This window comes from Frankia casuarinae (assembly GCF_000013345.1).
GTDB classification, from domain to species: Bacteria; Actinomycetota; Actinomycetes; order Frankiales; family Frankiaceae; genus Frankia; species Frankia casuarinae.
The window spans coordinates 244217-259989 of record NC_007777.1; the positions used below are offsets into that span (position 1 = coordinate 244217).

15 protein-coding genes and 2 pseudogenes are annotated in these 15773 nt (G+C 70.1%); 9 read left to right on the plus strand and 8 right to left on the minus strand.

The annotated features are described in order from the left end of the window. Window positions 1–100: 100 nt before the first annotated feature. Window positions 101–272: pseudogene (locus FRANCCI3_RS27665) on the minus strand (IS5/IS1182 family transposase); the annotation flags it as partial. A 303-nt stretch (window positions 273–575) separates the two neighbouring features. Here FRANCCI3_RS27665 and FRANCCI3_RS23860 point away from each other — a divergent pair. Then, a pseudogene (locus FRANCCI3_RS23860) lies at window positions 576–901 on the plus strand (DDE-type integrase/transposase/recombinase); the annotation flags it as partial. A gap of 127 nt (window positions 902–1028) precedes the next feature. Here the strand turns inward: FRANCCI3_RS23860 and FRANCCI3_RS01040 are convergent. Both FRANCCI3_RS01040 and FRANCCI3_RS01045 read right to left on the minus strand, forming a co-directional pair. Continuing rightward, window positions 1029–2009: a glycoside hydrolase family 26 protein gene (locus tag FRANCCI3_RS01040; protein WP_308726837.1), complete on the minus strand. Its 981-nt coding sequence runs from the start codon at window positions 2007–2009 to the stop codon at window positions 1029–1031. A gap of 342 nt (window positions 2010–2351) precedes the next feature. After that, complete coding sequence (locus FRANCCI3_RS01045; RefSeq protein WP_011434677.1) at window positions 2352–3185, minus strand: helix-turn-helix domain-containing protein; 834 nt, start codon at window positions 3183–3185, stop codon at window positions 2352–2354. A 113-nt stretch (window positions 3186–3298) separates the two neighbouring features. Between FRANCCI3_RS01045 and FRANCCI3_RS01050 the strand changes: the two genes are divergently transcribed. Further along, window positions 3299–3892, plus strand: a complete 594-nt coding sequence (locus FRANCCI3_RS01050) for an NADPH-dependent FMN reductase (RefSeq protein ID WP_011434678.1) — start codon at window positions 3299–3301, stop codon at window positions 3890–3892. Window positions 3893–4039: 147 nt separating this feature from the next. Here the strand turns inward: FRANCCI3_RS01050 and FRANCCI3_RS23055 are convergent, their stop codons facing one another. Continuing rightward, window positions 4040–4714: a MarR family winged helix-turn-helix transcriptional regulator gene (locus FRANCCI3_RS23055; RefSeq protein WP_011434679.1), complete on the minus strand. Its 675-nt coding sequence runs from the start codon at window positions 4712–4714 to the stop codon at window positions 4040–4042. A 314-nt stretch (window positions 4715–5028) separates the two neighbouring features. Between FRANCCI3_RS23055 and FRANCCI3_RS01060 the strand changes: the two genes are divergently transcribed. From FRANCCI3_RS01060 to FRANCCI3_RS01085, 6 genes are all read left to right on the plus strand, one after another. Next, window positions 5029–6552 carry an aromatic/alkene/methane monooxygenase hydroxylase/oxygenase subunit alpha gene (locus FRANCCI3_RS01060; RefSeq protein ID WP_023840151.1) on the plus strand — a complete coding sequence of 508 codons (1524 nt, stop codon included), beginning with the start codon at window positions 5029–5031 and terminating at the stop codon, window positions 6550–6552. Between the two features lie 112 nt (window positions 6553–6664). Then, the gene (locus tag FRANCCI3_RS01065) at window positions 6665–6913 is read left to right on the plus strand and encodes a toluene-4-monooxygenase system B family protein (RefSeq protein WP_011434681.1); all 249 of its coding nucleotides are present in this window, start codon (window positions 6665–6667) and stop codon (window positions 6911–6913) included. Beyond that, on the plus strand, window positions 6906–7331 hold the full coding sequence (locus FRANCCI3_RS01070) for a Rieske 2Fe-2S domain-containing protein (protein WP_023840149.1): 426 nt from the start codon (window positions 6906–6908) through the stop codon (window positions 7329–7331). Before FRANCCI3_RS01065 ends, FRANCCI3_RS01070 begins: the two co-directional genes overlap by 8 nt. Then, window positions 7328–7633, plus strand: a complete 306-nt coding sequence (locus FRANCCI3_RS01075; protein ID WP_011434683.1) for an MmoB/DmpM family protein — start codon at window positions 7328–7330, stop codon at window positions 7631–7633. The genes FRANCCI3_RS01070 and FRANCCI3_RS01075 overlap by 4 nt, the downstream gene beginning before the upstream one ends. A 2-nt stretch (window positions 7634–7635) precedes the next feature. Beyond that, the gene (locus tag FRANCCI3_RS01080; RefSeq protein ID WP_011434684.1) at window positions 7636–8661 is read left to right on the plus strand and encodes an aromatic/alkene monooxygenase hydroxylase subunit beta; all 1026 of its coding nucleotides are present in this window, start codon (window positions 7636–7638) and stop codon (window positions 8659–8661) included. A 60-nt stretch (window positions 8662–8721) separates the two neighbouring features. Further along, on the plus strand, window positions 8722–9210 hold the full coding sequence (locus FRANCCI3_RS01085) for a beta-class carbonic anhydrase (RefSeq protein ID WP_011434685.1): 489 nt from the start codon (window positions 8722–8724) through the stop codon (window positions 9208–9210). A 274-nt stretch (window positions 9211–9484) separates the two neighbouring features. Here FRANCCI3_RS01085 and FRANCCI3_RS01090 read toward each other — a convergent pair whose 3' ends face one another. Next, entirely contained in the window at window positions 9485–12079 is a 2595-nt protein-coding gene (locus FRANCCI3_RS01090; protein ID WP_011434686.1) for a Tex family protein, read from the minus strand. A 152-nt stretch (window positions 12080–12231) separates the two neighbouring features. Here FRANCCI3_RS01090 and FRANCCI3_RS01095 point away from each other — a divergent pair, with 152 nt between their 5' ends. Continuing rightward, the gene (locus FRANCCI3_RS01095; RefSeq protein WP_236701428.1) at window positions 12232–13602 is read left to right on the plus strand and encodes a sensor histidine kinase; all 1371 of its coding nucleotides are present in this window, start codon (window positions 12232–12234) and stop codon (window positions 13600–13602) included. A 143-nt stretch (window positions 13603–13745) separates the two neighbouring features. On the opposite strand, the gene FRANCCI3_RS01100 is transcribed toward FRANCCI3_RS01095, so the two are convergent. The 3 genes from FRANCCI3_RS01100 to FRANCCI3_RS01110 form a co-directional block, all read right to left on the minus strand. Next, the gene (locus FRANCCI3_RS01100; protein ID WP_011434688.1) at window positions 13746–14192 is read right to left on the minus strand and encodes an SRPBCC family protein; all 447 of its coding nucleotides are present in this window, start codon (window positions 14190–14192) and stop codon (window positions 13746–13748) included. A 306-nt stretch (window positions 14193–14498) separates the two neighbouring features. Then, on the minus strand, window positions 14499–15041 hold the full coding sequence (locus FRANCCI3_RS01105) for a DUF3618 domain-containing protein (protein ID WP_023840147.1): 543 nt from the start codon (window positions 15039–15041) through the stop codon (window positions 14499–14501). 125 nt (window positions 15042–15166) lie between these two features. Further along, a complete protein-coding gene (locus tag FRANCCI3_RS01110) occupies window positions 15167–15706 on the minus strand; it encodes a phage holin family protein (protein ID WP_237704557.1) in 540 nt (179 codons plus the stop codon). Between the last annotated feature and the right edge of the window lie 67 nt (window positions 15707–15773).

Here is a 15773-nt window from a genome sequence, read left to right on the forward strand (position 1 = left end):
GCAACATCAACAATGAAGCTGAATGTTTACGACGGGCCATGGTGCGGATCATGGCCCAGTGGACGAAGGTGGCAGAGCTGGCCGGGTCGCGTTCGTAGTCCCGAGCGAGGCGGCGGTGGCCGGCGATCCAGGCCAGGGTGCGGTTCCACCACCCACCGCTTCGGAAGCGGCTGGAAGCCTTTCTGTCCTTCCTTCTTCCGGACGATCTCCACGGTGGTCTTCATGACGGTGGCGGCCCAGGTCACGAACCGGCCGGCGAACCCGCCGTATGCTCGGACTACTACGAGACCTCCGTCCCGCTCCACGGCCCTCGGCCGGCCACGAACCTGCCCGCCACCAGACAGGACAGAGGTTGTCGAGGAACGTGAGCAGGCTGTCCGGTGGCCGGTAGCGTTGGGCCTACGACTCTCGGACGCGAAGACCCGCGTACGTCAGGACTGCTCCCGCCCTTCCCGGCATGCCCCGGTCAAGGCTGTCCTCAGCTACGTCGTCCACGAACAGGAACCGGCAGCTGGGGGCGGTGAAGTAGTGGTCGACCAGCAGTTGGCGGGCGCCGTCGCGGTCCTGACGGTTCGTTCGTTCGGGCGCTGACGCATGGTCGGCGGCCGGTGGCGATCACCACCGATAAGGCACCTGTCTACCCGAGGCTCCTCGACGAGCTGTTGCCTGGGATGCCTGCCATGTCGACGCCGCCCGGGAGAACAACCGGATCGAAGCCGACCACGGCCGACTCAAAGCACGACGCCGCGCGGGCTGAAATGGCTGCGCTCGGTCCAAACTCTCAGCGCCGGACACGCCTTAGTCCAGAACGTCCGCCGCGGCCACTTCCGAACTCGGGATCGACAGCAACCCACAGCTGAGGCTGGCCGCCGCGTTCACCGAACTCGCTACCGCTATCTGACCGACAGACGCCCCGGCCCGCTGGCATGCCCAGCTTCCCCGTAACGCAACAGAGCCCCCGGGGATCACCCTCGGCTTGCTGGCAGGCGGACACGTCGCCGACGGCCACGTCCGCGCCGGCGCCGCCGTCAGTCCTTTCCGAACAGGCCGAGATAGCGGCGGGAGCTGTTCGGGCTCAGGTTCGGGTTGTGCAGGGAGGATTGCACGTTGTCAGCTTCCGCGTTGTTGTAGTAGGCCTCGTAGGCGAGGAGTCCGGCGTTCGCCGCGAAGAACTCGTGCATCTTCTCGATGTAGAACGGGTTGTCGCCGCCACCGCCGGTCGAGCGCACCAGTCCCCATTCGGGGACGGCGAACCGCTTGCCGTGGGCGCGGGCGAAGGCGGCGACGGTGCACAGCCCGGAACGCTGCTGGCATTGCCGGGTCCAGACCTGCTCCGTCGTGGACGCCGGATAGGAGTCGTAGGAGTCGATGCTGACGACGTCGACGTAGGCGTCGCCGGGGTAGGCGGACCAGACGTCCGCGCCGCTGCCGGGCAGGCTGTCGCGGTGCGCGGTCATGTTCCAGTCGATCTTCACGTGCGGAGCGGTCGACCGGATCGCGGTGGCGGCGTGTTGGAAGCAGCTTTTCCACGCCTGCGGATCCCGGACGTGCCACCAGAACCAGTCCCCGTTGAACTCCCAGCCGAGGCGCACGTAGGCGTCGCCGCGGCCGTACTTCGACAGAGTCTGCCCGAACTGGGCCCAGTAGCCGTCGTACTCACCGCGAGCGCACGCCTGTTCATTGCCGTTCTGCGGGTACAGCGGTTGCGCCACCGACAGCTCCCCGGGAAAGGCTGCCCGGGTGAACGCCCCGACCGGCCAGGACGCCGTGGTGATGCTCGGCCAGTTGGCGCGGTCCGTGAAAACGATCGCGAGGTCGACGGGACGGCGGGTCCACGCCGCCCACGCGGTCACGTCTGCCGGGAAGTTTCCATTGGCGCCGGATACCCAGCCCAGCCCGGACGGTGCCGGCTCCACGGCGGAGGGGGGCGTGGTGGTTGGTGACGGCCGCGGAGCGCGGGGACGCTCGGGCTGATCCGAGCAGGCCGCCACGCCCAGCACAACAGCCATCACCATCGTCAGTGCGGTCAGCGGCATCCATAACGGCCTGCCCGGGCGAGCCCGGTACCCGGCCCGACCTCGCTGCCGGGCCGTCACGCTGCACGTTCCATCGGGTCCCTCGGTCCTTCCTGGCGCTCCGGTACCACGAAAACCAACCATACCGTTACGTCAGTGTCGTATCGGACAGTCGTCGCGGATGTGGCGGGCGAGCCCAGGATCGATCATGCTGGCAGGTCGGTCGATCGCGGCGATCAGATGCCGGAGAACACCGAGCCCCCGCGGGTACTGCTCCACGGGGACACCTGGACCTGCTTGACTTCGATAAGAGTGGCGGCGTGCCGCCATATTTGCTCAGTTGACGGCACGCAGGCTGGTACCGCCCCTCCTGCGCAACCGGTTCAACGTGTCGGCGGTCGTGTCGTCGGCGGGAAGGAATACCACCAGCTGCTGAGCATCGGCGGGTGGGAGCTCCAGGACCTCGCGGTCAAGCCGCAGTTCACCAACCACGGGGTGTGTCCACCGCAGCGGACCGCGCCGTGGTAGCGCGTGCCGGTTCAGTCGCTGGGTGAAGTCGTCGCCGGCGACCGGAGCGAGTTCCGCCCTGAATTGGGCCGAGCGCTCGGCCGACGGGCCGTGCCACAGGTCGAAGGCTCGTTCGTCGGCGATCTGATCCCATTCCGGGAAGACCTCGCGGGCGCGCCTGTCGGTGAAGACGAAGCGCGTGAGGTTGGGCCTGTCGGTATCGAGCAGCCCCGACGGTCGGGCGACCAGGTCGAAGCCACTGGTGTACGCGAGGATGTCACCCAGGCGGTTGGTGACCAGTGCGATCCCTGGCTCGAGCTGGTCGAGCAGCTTGAGCACTGTCTGCCTGACCTCCAGCCGAGGTTGGGTGAGCGGGCCGATACACACGCCAGCGGCGATCTTGGCCAGGTAGCGCAGGTGCTCCCGCTCGGAGACGTCGAGGCGCAGCGCGTCGGCGAGCGCGTTGACGACGGAGGCCGATGGGTTGCGGTCGCTCCCCTGCTCGATCCGGACGAGATACTCAACGCTGATTCCTGCCAGCGAAGCCAGCTCCGACCGCCGTAGCCCCGGGACGCGGCGCCGGGGGCCTGCCGGCAGGCCGAGCGTCTCGGGCCGGGTGGCATCGCGCCTGGCGCGGAGGAAGTCACCCAGCGGCGTACTCACGCTCTTCACTGTAAGACCGGCACGGCCTCGGTACGCCGTCCGAGGCTGGCCCTATCAGGGCCAGCCTGCGCTCGGTCTGGCTGCCGCTGCCGGCGCGACCGAACATGTGACGCATGAGCGAAACCAGCAAACTTGTCATCGTCGTCGGCAGCGTGCGCGAGGCGAGGTTCGGACCGGTCGTGGCCTCATGGGTCGCCGAACAGGCCTCCGCGCATGGGAGCTTCGACGTAGAGGTCGTCGACCTCGCCGACTTTGAGATCCCCCTATCCCTGCCCGCCGCGTCGCCGAAGTACGCCGGAGACTCATACCCGCGCCCGGCGGGCATGGCACCCCTGACCGCGCGACTCGACGCCGCGGACGCGTTCGTCCTAGTAACCCCCGAATACAACCATAGTTACCCGGCGTCACTGAAGGCTGCCATCGACTGGCACTTCACCCAGTGGACCGCGAAGCCGGTCGCTTTTGTCAGCTACGGCGGCGCGGCGGGTGGTCGGCACGCGGTCCTGCACCTGGAGAACGTCCTCACCGAGCTGCACGCGGTGACCATTCGCGACGGGCTGGCATTCCCGAACTACTTCGTGAACTGGGATGCTGGCCGGCCAGCTGATCCCGACGCTCCCGGCTACGCCAAGACGTTGTTCAACCAGCTTGCCTGGTGGGCCGCCGCACTCCAGAAGGCACGCGCCGAGGTGCCCTACCCTGACTAGTGTCTCGTGATGATGGGCCCGCAGGCCCCCTCCTCGCGCAGCTGATCGGTGAGCTGTCGACAACGGACCCCGCGGGCGTGCCGTCGGGCAGGCCGACCGCGGCGCTGTGGACGTTGACGTGCATGACCCGGTTGGCCCCGTTCGGTGTTACCGGCCGCCCGCGGCGCCGCGGCGGGCGAACTCCTCCTGGGTGAGGTGTTCCGGGCAGTCGACCCGGATGTCGGACGGTCCGAGGCGGTAGTCGAAGAACGCGCAGCGGTGAACAGTGGGTTGGGCGTGGCGGGCGGGTCGGGCGTGGCGGGGTGCGGGTTCGAAGTGCCGGCAGGTGGTGCACGCGCGCGTCACGCTGATCAGATGTTCGGCGTGCAGGCATTCCAGCAGGTCCAGGAGGGTTGCGAGCAGGTGCTCGCCGTCCGGGCGGGGGATCCTGGAGGTCGCTACCTCGACCGGGGCGGTCCACCGGGAGACCGCGTGCGCGGTCCGTTGGCCGTCGGCGGTGAGGTGTAGCCGGTAGTGACGCCGGTCGGCGGGGTCCTGCTGGCGGCCTACGAGCCCTTTGCGGCGCAGGGCCGCCACGGCGTCGCTGACGGTGGGGTCGGCCACGTCGAGTTCACGTGCCAGCGCGCTGGTTCGGGCCGGCGGGGGTGGTCCCGCATAGATGCGGGCGAGGACCCGAAGCTGGGTGGGGGACAGGTCGTGCGCCTCGGCCAGGCGGCGGGCGAGCACCTGCAGGGCCTCGCCGATCCGGTCGAGGGCGGCCACGATCTTCGCGTCGAGTCCGGGGTGGCGTTCCTCGGGGGTGCCGGGCGGTCTCACGCGCACGGTCCGAACGCCGCGTGTATCGCCAGCACCGCTGCCTCCTGCCGTTGGGACTTTCCCGGGTTCGCGACGGCCGACCCGCCGCGAGGGTCGTAACGGGGAAGGTCGGAACCCGCGAGTGGACCTTAGCAATCCGATCCGCCCGGACCGGATCGTTAGGAGTCCTTGACATCAAAGGTCGTCCCGCACATAGTTCTCCTTGTCGACTGAAATTGTCGAGATAGCGGCCGATGCCGGGTTGGGCCGTGCGGCGCGGGAGCGTCGCCGGACCGGGCGGGTTCGGTCCGCGTCCGTGGGGGAACACCAAGGAGGCGAGCATGCCGAAGCTTGCCCGCAGTGACTGGTACGACCTTGCCCGCGACACCAACTGGTCGTTTGGCTATGTGTCCGAGCAGGACGTCTTCCCAGAGGAGCTGTCGGGGACGGGCCGGGTCCCAGCCGAGGGGTGGCTGGCCTGGGACGAGCCATACAAGATCACTTATCGGGAGTACGTGCACAACCAGGTGACGAAGGACACCACGACGTACTCGGTCAAGAACGCGATCGCCCGCTCGGCGCTGTTCGAGAAGCTCGACCCGGGATGGAAGTCGGTGATCCTGGCGCACTACGGCGCGATCACGATGCCGGAGTACCTCGCCTCCATCGGTGAGGCGCGGATGGGCCGGTTCGGGCGGGCGGCGGCGTGGCGCAATACGGCGACGTTCGGCACGCTCGACGAGGTCCGGCACGGCCAGATCCAGGCGTTCTTCCCCTATGGGTTGATCGGGAAGGAGCCGCGGGCCGACTGGGCGCTCAAGGCGTTCCACACGAACGACTGGATCGTGCTCGCGGTCCGGCAGCTGTTCGACGACATGTTCGTCGCCAACGACGCGCTGTCGATCGCGCTGCAGCTCACCTTCACCCTTGAGACCGGTTTCACGAACCTGCAGTTCCTCGGCATGGCGGCCGACGCGATCAAGGTGGGCGACCTGGAGTTCGGATCGCTGATCTCCAGTATCCAGACGGACGAGGCCCGCCATGCCCAGCAGGGCGAGCCGACCATCAAGATCCTTGCCGAGGGCGGCCACAAGGACTGGGGCCAGTTCCTCATCGATCACATGTTCTGGCGGTCATGGCGGGTGTTCGCGCTGCTGACCGGCCTGTCGATGGACTACTACACCCCGCTCGAGCATCGGACGATGTCGTTCAAGGAATTCATCGAAGAGTGGGTGATCAAGCAGTTCTCCGACCAGTTCCGGGACTTTGGCCTGGAGTATCCGTGGTACTGGGAGGAGTTCGTCAACGAACTCACCTGGTACCACCACGCGATTCACCTCGGGGTGTGGAACTGGCGGCCGACGGTCTGGTGGAACCCGGACGCCGGCGTCTCGGCGGACGAGCGGGTGTGGCTGGAGGAGAAGTACCCGGGCTGGAACCGCACGTTCGGCAAGTACTGGGATGCCATCGGCGACAACATCCGCGCGGGGAAGGTCGAGGCCACCTTCCCGGAGACGCTGCCGTTGGTGTGCAATCTGTGCCAGCTGCCGATCGTGCGGGCCGCCGGCGTGGAGGCCGGCGCGCTGGCCTCGGCCGCTCCGCTGCGCCACACCCACGGGGGCCGTGACTACCTGTTCTGCTCGGAACCCTGCAAGTGGATCTTCGCGCGGCGTCCGGAGCGGTTCGCCGGGCACCGGTCGCTGGTGGACCGGTTCCTCGCCGGCGAGATCAGCCCGCCCGACCTCGGCGGCGTGCTCGCCTACATGGGGCTGTCGCCGGCCGAGCAGGGACAGGATGCCACCGGCTACGCCTGGGCGCAGGCCGCGGCGGCGGGCGCAACCGGCGCCAGGGCGGCACGGCGATGACGTCTTGGGCACAGGTGACCCCCGGAGCGCGGGAGCACTGCCACGAGTACGTCCACGAGTACGTCCACGAGTACGTCCACGAGTACGTCCACGAGCACTCCGAGGGGGCCCGATGGCTCTGCTGCCGCTGAGCGCGGTTTTCGAACACGACTTCGTGTCGCTGCTGGTGGCGGTGGACGACGCCGACACCGTCGAGGTCGTCGGCCAAAAGATCGCTCACCACGTTGTGGGCCGGCGTCTGCCGGCCAGCGACGCGCCGGTGGGGATCCGCCACAACGGTCAGGTGCTCGCCCGCGAGGCGCGCATCGGCGAGGCCGGCGTCGGCCCGCTCGACCATGTCGAAGCCTTCTTCGATGAGTAGCGCGTCGGCGGGTGGTGCGTCGGCGGGTGGCACCACAGTGGCGTGGACCGACGTCGCCTCGCTGGACGAGGTGTGGGAAGGCGATGTGCTCGAGGTGACCGCGGGCGCCGAGCAGGTGCTGCTGGCACACCTGCCCGGCGGGGCGCTACGGGCGTACCAGGCGGTGTGCCCGCACTCGCGGTTCCCGCTGGTCAACGGCGCCGTCGAGGACGGGGTGCTCACCTGCGCCGCGCATCATTGGGAGTTCGACCTGGCGACCGGCGAGAGCCTCAACCCGAGCGACTGCCGGCTGTACAGCTTCCCGGTGCGCGCCGACGGCGAGCGGATCATTGTCGGGATCCCACCCGACGGCCGACGTCACTACCACCGCTGCCGTGGCGATGCGACCGCGGCCCCGACGGGGAGACGATTTTCATGACCGCCGACTCCAGCCGCCTGGTAGGCCCCATCGTCCGCGGATTCGATCCGGACGTCGTCGAGGCACTGCACGCCGCGATCGAGAAGGACAACCCCGACCAGACGCTGGTCGTGGAGGACCGCAACGGCTACGTGCGCATCAACGCGCCCCGCTTCCTGCGGGTCACCCGCACCAGCCTGGAGGAGGCCGCCGGCCGGTCCGTCCCGCTCGCCACCCTCGAACCCGCCCTCGCCGGCTTTGCCGGGCGGATGCGGTACGTGAGCGACGACGAACTCGTCTGGTACCTGGACCGGAAGGACTGAGGATGACCACCTCCCCCACGGCGAGGCCTCTGCGCACCTGGAGTGTGTTCGACGGGGCCCGCCGCAAGCCCAACGAGTACGAGACCGTCACCGGCCACTTCCACTACCACTTCGGGCGGCAGCCGGCCCCGTTCGACCTTGATCCCAACAGTCCGATCAACCGGTGGTACCTGCGCTACCGCGAGGGCTCGCCGCTGCGGGGCGTGGACTGGGAGGAGTTCCGCGACCCCGCCCAGCTCAACTACCGCCGCTACATCGCCCTGCAGCACGACCGGGAGATCTACGCCGAAGGTGTCGTCGACCACTTCGAGGCCCTCGATGCGGATGCCGGCCTGGACCCGGTCTGGGTGGGCGTCCTCGCGCGGCTTTACCTGCCCGCCCGCTACCTGTTCCACGTGCTGCAGATCACCAGCCTGTACGTCGGCCAACTCGGACCCAGCGCCTACGTCAGCAACGCCGCGTTCTTCCAGGCCGCCGACGAACTGCGCGCTCTGCAGTGGATCGCCTACCGGGCCAAGGCGCTGTCGTTGGTCCACGGCGCCGACCTCGCCGACAGCCGGGTCACCCGACGGTTCTGGGAAGACGACCCGGCCTGGCAACCCGCCCGAGAGGCGCTGGAGCGGTTGCTGGTCGCCTACGACTGGGCGGAGGCCTTCACGGCACTGAACCTCGTCGTCAAGCCGGCGCTCGACACCCTGCTCAAGACCGCCCTCGCCGATCTCGCGGACGCCAACGGCGACGGCCTGACCGCCCAGCTGCTGCGCGAGTCCGGCGTCGACGGCGCCCGCAGCCGGGCGTGGAGCGCGGCCCTGGCCCGCCACGCCATCGCCGGACGCCCCGACAACGCCGCGGTTCTCGCCGCCTGGGAAGAAAACTGGCGCCCCCGCGCGGAGAAGGCCGTCGCGGGCTTGGCGGCCCTGTTCGACAATGCCCCGAACCCGGCCAGCCCGGCCGAGGTCGCCACCACCGTCGCCGCGACCACCGCGGCGTTCCGTGCCTCCTGGACCGGCACGGCGGATCCTGCCTGAACCGGCGGATCCCGCCTGAACCTCCGGCCTCCACCACCGATCCGCCCCCGGGAAGGACCCATGTCCGTCACCGACGACTACCTGACCAACAACGCCGCCTACGCGAAGACCTTCGCCGGGCCGCTTCCGCTGCCGCCGTCCAAGCACATCGCCGCCGTCGCCTGCATGGACGCACGGCTCAACGTCTACGCGATCCTTGGCCTGGGCGACGGCGAGGCTCACGTCATCCGCAACGCCGGCGGCGTCGTCACCGACGACGAGATCCGTTCCCTCGCGATCAGCCAGCGCCTGCTCGGCACCCGCGAGATCATCCTGATCCACCACACCGACTGCGGCATGCTGACCTTCACCGACGACGATTTTAAACGCTCGATCCAGGACGAGACCGGGATCAAACCAGAATGGGCCGTGGAGTCGTTTACCGACCTGGCCGAAGACATACGCCAGTCGATTGCGCGGATCAAGGCGAGCCCGTTCATCCCGCATACCGACGCCATCCGCGGCTTCATCTTCGATGTTGCCACCGGACTGCTCACCGAAGTCGCGTGATATCCGCCTGCCGCACCCTGCTGTTCAGCGCCTTCGAGTATCGACTCACCATTACCGGCATCATCATCGGTTCTTTCTGACGGCACCGTATTTCTGACGATGCCGTATTTCTGGCGGCACCGGGCTTCGCCCGCCGTCGGGGTGCTTCGGGGATCCGTACCGTCGATCCGCGAAGCACCCTGGGGGCCAGGTGGGTGGGGTCGGTGGGCGGCACCGGAGCCGGTGATTCCCACCGGCCCGACCCACCGGCCCCACCCGTCACCTGGTCAGTGGGTCAGCCGCGCTTGCGGCCGGACTCACCGAGAGTGATCTGGTCGCCGTTGACGATGCCGGCCCGGCGCAGCGCCTCGGCGATCGCGCCGTCCGGCACGCTGGATCCACCGCGGCCACCGGAACCGTTCCTGCCACCGGCACCGCGCCCGCCGGCACCACCGGCACCGCGCCCGCCGGCACCACCGCGTTCGCCACTCGCGGTGCCCCGGCCGCCATTCCGCCGATCACCATGATCACGGCTTCCGCCGCGTCCGGCGCCCGCACTCGCGGTGCCCCGGCCGCCATTCCGCCGATCACCATGATCACGGCTTCCGCCGCGTCCGGCGCCCGCACCCGCGGCTCCCCGCCGGTCACCCTCGCCGTCCCGGCGGCCCGGGCCCCCGGCACCGGCCTCGTCGTCCAGCCGCAGCGTCAGCGAGATCCGCTTGCGGGGGATGTCGACGTCGAGAACCTTCACCGTCACGATGTCGCCGGGCTTGACGACCTCGCGCGGATCGCTGACGAAGTTCTTCGACATCGCCGACACGTGCACCAGGCCGTCCTGGTGAACGCCGATGTCGACGAAGGCCCCGAACGCGGCGACGTTCGTGACGGTCCCCTCCAGGGTCATGCCGGGGACCAGGTCCGCGAGCGTCTCGATCCCCTCGGTGAATGCCGCCGTCCTGAAGGCCGGCCGCGGGTCACGGCCGGGCTTCTCCAACTCGGCGAGGATGTCGGTGACGGTCGGCAGGCCGAAGGTGTCGTCGACGAACTCGCTCGGCTTCAGGGCTCGCAGGACCGCCCCGTTGCCGATGAGGGAGCCGAGGTCGCCGCTGGTCGCCGCGAGGATGCGCCGCACCACCGGGTAGGACTCGGGGTGCACGCTGGAGGCATCCAGCGGGTCGTCCCCGTCGGGGATGCGCAGGAAGCCGGCGCACTGCTCGAACGCCTTCGGCCCGAGGCGGGGGACGTCCTTCAGGGCGGCCCTGGTCTGGAACGGCCCGTGCGTGTCGCGGTGGCGCACCACGCTCTCCGCGAGGCTCGCCCCGATTCCGGACACCCGGGTCAGCAGCGGGGCGGACGCGGTGTTGACGTCCACCCCCACCGCGTTCACGCAGTCCTCGACCACCGCGTCCAGGGACGACGACAGCCGGGACTCGGACAGGTCGTGCTGGTACTGCCCAACCCCGATCGATTTCGGGTCGATCTTCACCAGCTCCGCGAGCGGGTCCTGCAGCCGCCGGGCGATCGACACGGCCCCGCGCAGTGAGACGTCGAGCCCCGGAAGCTCCGCCGCGGCGTAGGCGGACGCCGAGTACACCGACGCCCCCGCCTCCGAGACCGTCACCTTCGTCAGCGACAGCTCCGAGTGCCGGCGGATGAGGTCCTCGGCGAGCTTGTCGGTCTCCCGGGAGGCCGTCCCGTTCCCGATCGAGATCAGGTCGACGCGATGCTCCCGGGCGAGCCGGGCCAGGGTGGCGATCGACTCGTCCCACCGCCGCGCCGGGACGTGCGGATGAATGGTGTCGGTGGCGACCACCTTGCCGGTCGGGTCGACCACGGCGACCTTCACTCCGGTGCGGTACCCCGGGTCGAGACCCATGGTCGCCCGGGTTCCGGCCGGCGCCGCGAGCAGCAGGTCACGCAGGTTCGCCGCGAACACCCGCACGGCGGTGTCCTCGGCGGCCGTCCACAGCCGCATCCGTAGATCGATGCCGAGGTGCACGAGGATGCGGGTGCGCCAGGCCCAGCGGACCGTGTCGAGGAGCCACCGGTCCGCCGGTCGGCCCGCGTCGGAGATCCCGAACGCCTCGGCGATCCGCGTCTCGTAGTCGGTCGGCCCGGGCGGCGGGGCGGCGTCCGGCTCCGCCGGCACGTCCGGTTCGAGGGTCAGGTCGAGGATCTCCTCCTTTTCCCCCCGGAACGCCGCGAGGATGCGGTGCGACGGCAACGAGGTGAACGGCTCCGAGAAGTCGAAGTAGTCCGAGAACTTCGCCCCCGCCTCCTCCTTGCCCTCCCGGACCCGGGATACCAGGACACCACGCGACCACATCCGCTCGCGCAGCGTGCCGATCAGGTCGGCGTCCTCGGCGAACCGTTCGACGAGGATCGCCCGCGCCCCCTCCAGCGCGGCACCCGCGTCGGCCACACCCTTCTCCGGATCGACGTAGGCCGTCGCCGTGGCGTACGGGTCGAGCGAGGGGTCGCCCAGCAGGCTCTCCGCCAGCGGTTCGAGGCCGGCCTCCCGGGCGATCTGCGCCCTGGTCCGCCGCTTCGGCTTGAAGGGCAGGTAGATGTCCTCCAACCGGGCCTTGGAGTCGGCGGCGAGGATCTGCGCCTCCAGGGCGTCGTCCAGCTTGCCCTGCGACCGGATCGATTCGAGGATCGCGGCGCGCCGATCCTCCAGCTCCCGCAGGTAACGCAGCCGTTCCTCCAGCGTGCGCAGCTGCGTGTCGTCGAGGGTGCCGGTCGCCTCCTTGCGGTAGCGGGCGATGAAGGGCACGGTGGCACCACCGTCGAGCAGGTCGACCGCCGCCGTCACCTGCCCCTGGCGCACGCCGAGCTCCTCGGCGATCCGCTGATGGATGGAACGCTGCGGGACAGATGTCGTCGTCACAATCCCTGATCCGCCTTCTCGTCGATCTTCGGTCGCCGGGCCGGGGTCGGCCGCGTCGTCGCTCGGGCGCCGCGCGGTGAGACCCGCGCCGACGCCCTGACTGCGAGACTACGGGTGATCACGAGGTTTTCCGCCCGCGGGCGGCGGTCCCGGTGCGCGTTCCCGCGTTCCCGCGTTCCCGCGGCCTCCTGGTCTCGAGCGCCGGCCTCCTGGTCTCGGGCATCGTCCCCGCGTGGCGCGGTCACGGCGGCGACCGGCCCGGCCCGGCGTGGTCCGCCCGGCCGGAGAACCGGTTCCGGGCTGGTCGGGTCGTTTCCGCTACCAGCTCTGACGAGCTGGGCGGTCTGATTGCGTTGCGGGGTATATCCCATTGGTTCGGCATGACCTACGATGTGCCCGTGCACACTGGGGACGGGGCTGCCGGCGCGGGCCGCGTGTATTCTCGGCATTCCGCCGCCGAGGTCGCGGTGAGTGGGCGGGTGGGTTCCCACGGGGGCGACCCGCGTTTTGCCGCGCCGGGGTGTGAAGTGAGCCACGGGAGCACCCTGGGCTCCATCTGTGGCCCGGTCACCGGTGGAAGTGGGGCCGACGGGATTCGGCACGAGGCTTTCCTGTATCAGGGCGACGCCGGTTTCCTCAGCGCAACGCGCGATTTCGTGCTCGCCGGACTCGCGGTCGACGAGGCCGTCCTGGTAGCCGTGACACAGCCGCGGATACGCCAGTTACGCGCAGCCCTCGGTCGGGCCGCGCAGCGCGTCTCTTTTCTCGATATGGCCGAGCTTGGTCGTAACCCGGCCCGGGTTATTCCGGCCTGGCAGGATTTTCTGGATCTCGGTGTCGAGCGCGGTCGGCTGGTACGGGGGATCGGCGAGCCGACATGGCTGGCCCGGTCCGGCCCGGAGCGGCGGGAATCCATGCTGCACGAGGCGTTGCTCAACGAGGCGTTCGCCGCGCCGCCGGCGTGGCGGCTGCGGTGCCTCTATGACGTGGGCCAGATCGGCCCGGCGCTCGTTGACGAGATCTGGCGCACCCATCCCGCGGTGGTGGAGGGCGGGCTGGGCCGGATCAGTTCCCGGTATCGACCGCCCGGGTCCGCCGTCGCGAGTCCGGGCCCCGACCCGCTGGCCGAGGCCCTGCCGGACCTCGGCGTTCCCCGCGTCGAGTTCGCCTTCGGCCCGCGCGACTTGGGGCACGTCCGCGCCGAGGTGATCCGGGTCGCCCTGGCCTGGGGCCTGGGCGCCGAGCGGACCGGCGAGTTCGAGCTGGCCGTGCACGAGGTCGCCACGAACAGCGTGCACCACGGCGGGGGCCACGGAGCGGTCCGCCTCTGGACGGACGACGCCTGCCTGATCTGCGAGGTCCGCGACGGCGGCCGGCTGTACGACCGGTTGGCCGGACGCCGCCGCCCGGACCTGTCCCTGGGCGGCGGCCGCGGGCTGTGGCTCGTCAACCAGCTGTGCGATCTCGTCCAGCTCCGGTCGACCCGGGTTGGCACGACCGTGCGGATGTACATGTACGTCTAACGGGGCTTCGCCCCAGCCCGGCCGGGTCCGGCTCGCCGGCCGGGTTCGGTGGGCCGGGCAGGTTTGATGGGCCGGGCAGGTTTGATGGCGGCGGGGCCGACGCGGGAAGTATGGCCGACCCTGCACCGCTCGGCGGCCGGATCCTAGCCCCCGGACTGTCCGGCAACCTTGTCCAGGACCGCGGTGTGCAGCTTGCGGACGCCGATGGGGGCGAACGCGCGCTCGAAGAAGCCGCCGACACCGCCCGCACCGTCCCAGGTCGTCGTCGCCGTGACCAGGCTCTGGTCCGGCCCGGAGCCGTGGACGATGTGCCAGCGGGTGCACAGCGAGGAGTTCTGGTCCGCCTCGACGAGAGTGCTCGCATCGGGGACGGAGACGGTCGCGTCGATCTGACGCACCCGCTTGCGGGTTGCCTGGAGCCGATAGGCGATGCGGGTCCCGGCACCGTGGCCCCCCGCCAACACCCGGTACTCGGAAACGTTCTCTGGCCAGGCTCGGGCGCGGGCGCCCTGGTAGTCTGCGAGCTTCGCGACAACCTGCTCGGGGGTGCCCGGCACGACCCGCCTGACGACGACCTCGATCTGTCCCACCAGCTCCTCCTTCCTCGCTCCGGCCGGCTCTCGGCCGAAGTCCGCGTTCCTCCCGGCAGCCGTGCTCGTCCGGGAGGGAACCCGTGGCGCCACGGGCGGGCCGCCAGGCTCGCGTGCCCCTGACCGTCTCATCTGACCCGTAGTCCGTCGCCCTCGCCCGTCGCGCTTCCCGGCTTGACGGGCGCCGAGCGGCGCAGTTGATTACTTGGAGTTACAGTCGGCGAGCAGGTGGACGCCCACCAGAGCGGCCAGATCGCGCGCCGCCGGGCCGAGTGTGGCGAGCGCCGCCGAGAGCGTCGGGGACCGCTACCCCGGGTCGATCCCGCAATGCCGCCGGAGCCGGAGGATGAACAGCAGAATCACGAGCAGAGCCGCCAGCCCGGCGGCGGACCCCGCCGCCCGCGGGTTGTCGGCGGCCTTCTGCCGGCCGGCCGTGAGGGCGCTGCCCGCGGTGTCGCGCACCTGGCCGGCCTTCGCCGCCACCTGCGGGTGCGCCTCGAGCTGCTTGTGCACGGTCTGCGTGGCCGTACCCGCGGCGCTGCCGGCCGTCGCGCGGGCCTTCTGTGCGGTCACGGCGAGCTGCGGGTGGGCGTCAAGCTGCCGGCGTACGGTGGCCTTCGCCTGATCCGCCGTGTCCCGGGCCTTTTCGGCCGCGATCTCCGTCGTCGCCGCGACCTTCGGGCGGACCGCCTCGGTCGCCGTGGTCACCCGGCGTTTGATGTCCTGTGCGGTGCGACCGGCGACCTTCTGCGGGCTGACCCGGTCGGAGAGCTGGTCGAGGTCGCTGCCGAGCCGCGCCCGGGTCGCCTCGATGTCGGACCGGATCTTATCCGGACTCGTGCTTGTCACTGCGAACCTGACCTTTCTGATGCTTCTGCCGGTGGTTCCGCGGAAACACGGGGTGGTGGGCGGCACGGGAGTGGCGACACGGGGTGGTGGGCGGGTGGACGAACCCGAGGGTGGTGGGGGACGAACTACCCGCGGCGGCCCTGCGCCCACTGGACGTCCTCGCGCAGCGTCTCCACGGTCTGCGCCGGAGTGGGGTGGACCGTGCGCACGGTGGAACGACCCCTCATGGCCAGCACGGCCGCGACGACGCCGAGGACGACAGTGATGATGAGGGCGGCCCAGCCCAGCGCCATCACCTCCCCCAAGCCGAACATGACGGCCAACAAGGCGAAAAGCAGGGTGAAGTAACCGGCGCCGCCCGCTACGGCGAACATGCGGGCGCCCTTGCCGGCCTTCTCCACCTCCTCGCGCATCTCGGCCTTGGCGAGGGCGAGCTCCTGGCGGAACAGTGTGGAGATGTCCGAGACGACGTCGGACACCAGCTCCCCGGTTGATTCGTGGTTGCCGGTTGATTCGCGGTCACCGGTCGATCCGTGGTTGCCGGTCGATCCGTGGTTGCCGGTCGATCCGCGGTCCCCGCTCGTGCTCCCGGCAGCCGGCGGGCCCGGCGCGGCCCGGAGAGCCTGGGTGGCATCCGATGAGGTCCGCACCCGTGCACCAGCCACGTATGGGGCGCTATCGTCCGGGTAGGGAATACCGATCGTTCCCGACTGCCGCCGGTGCGCACTCCTC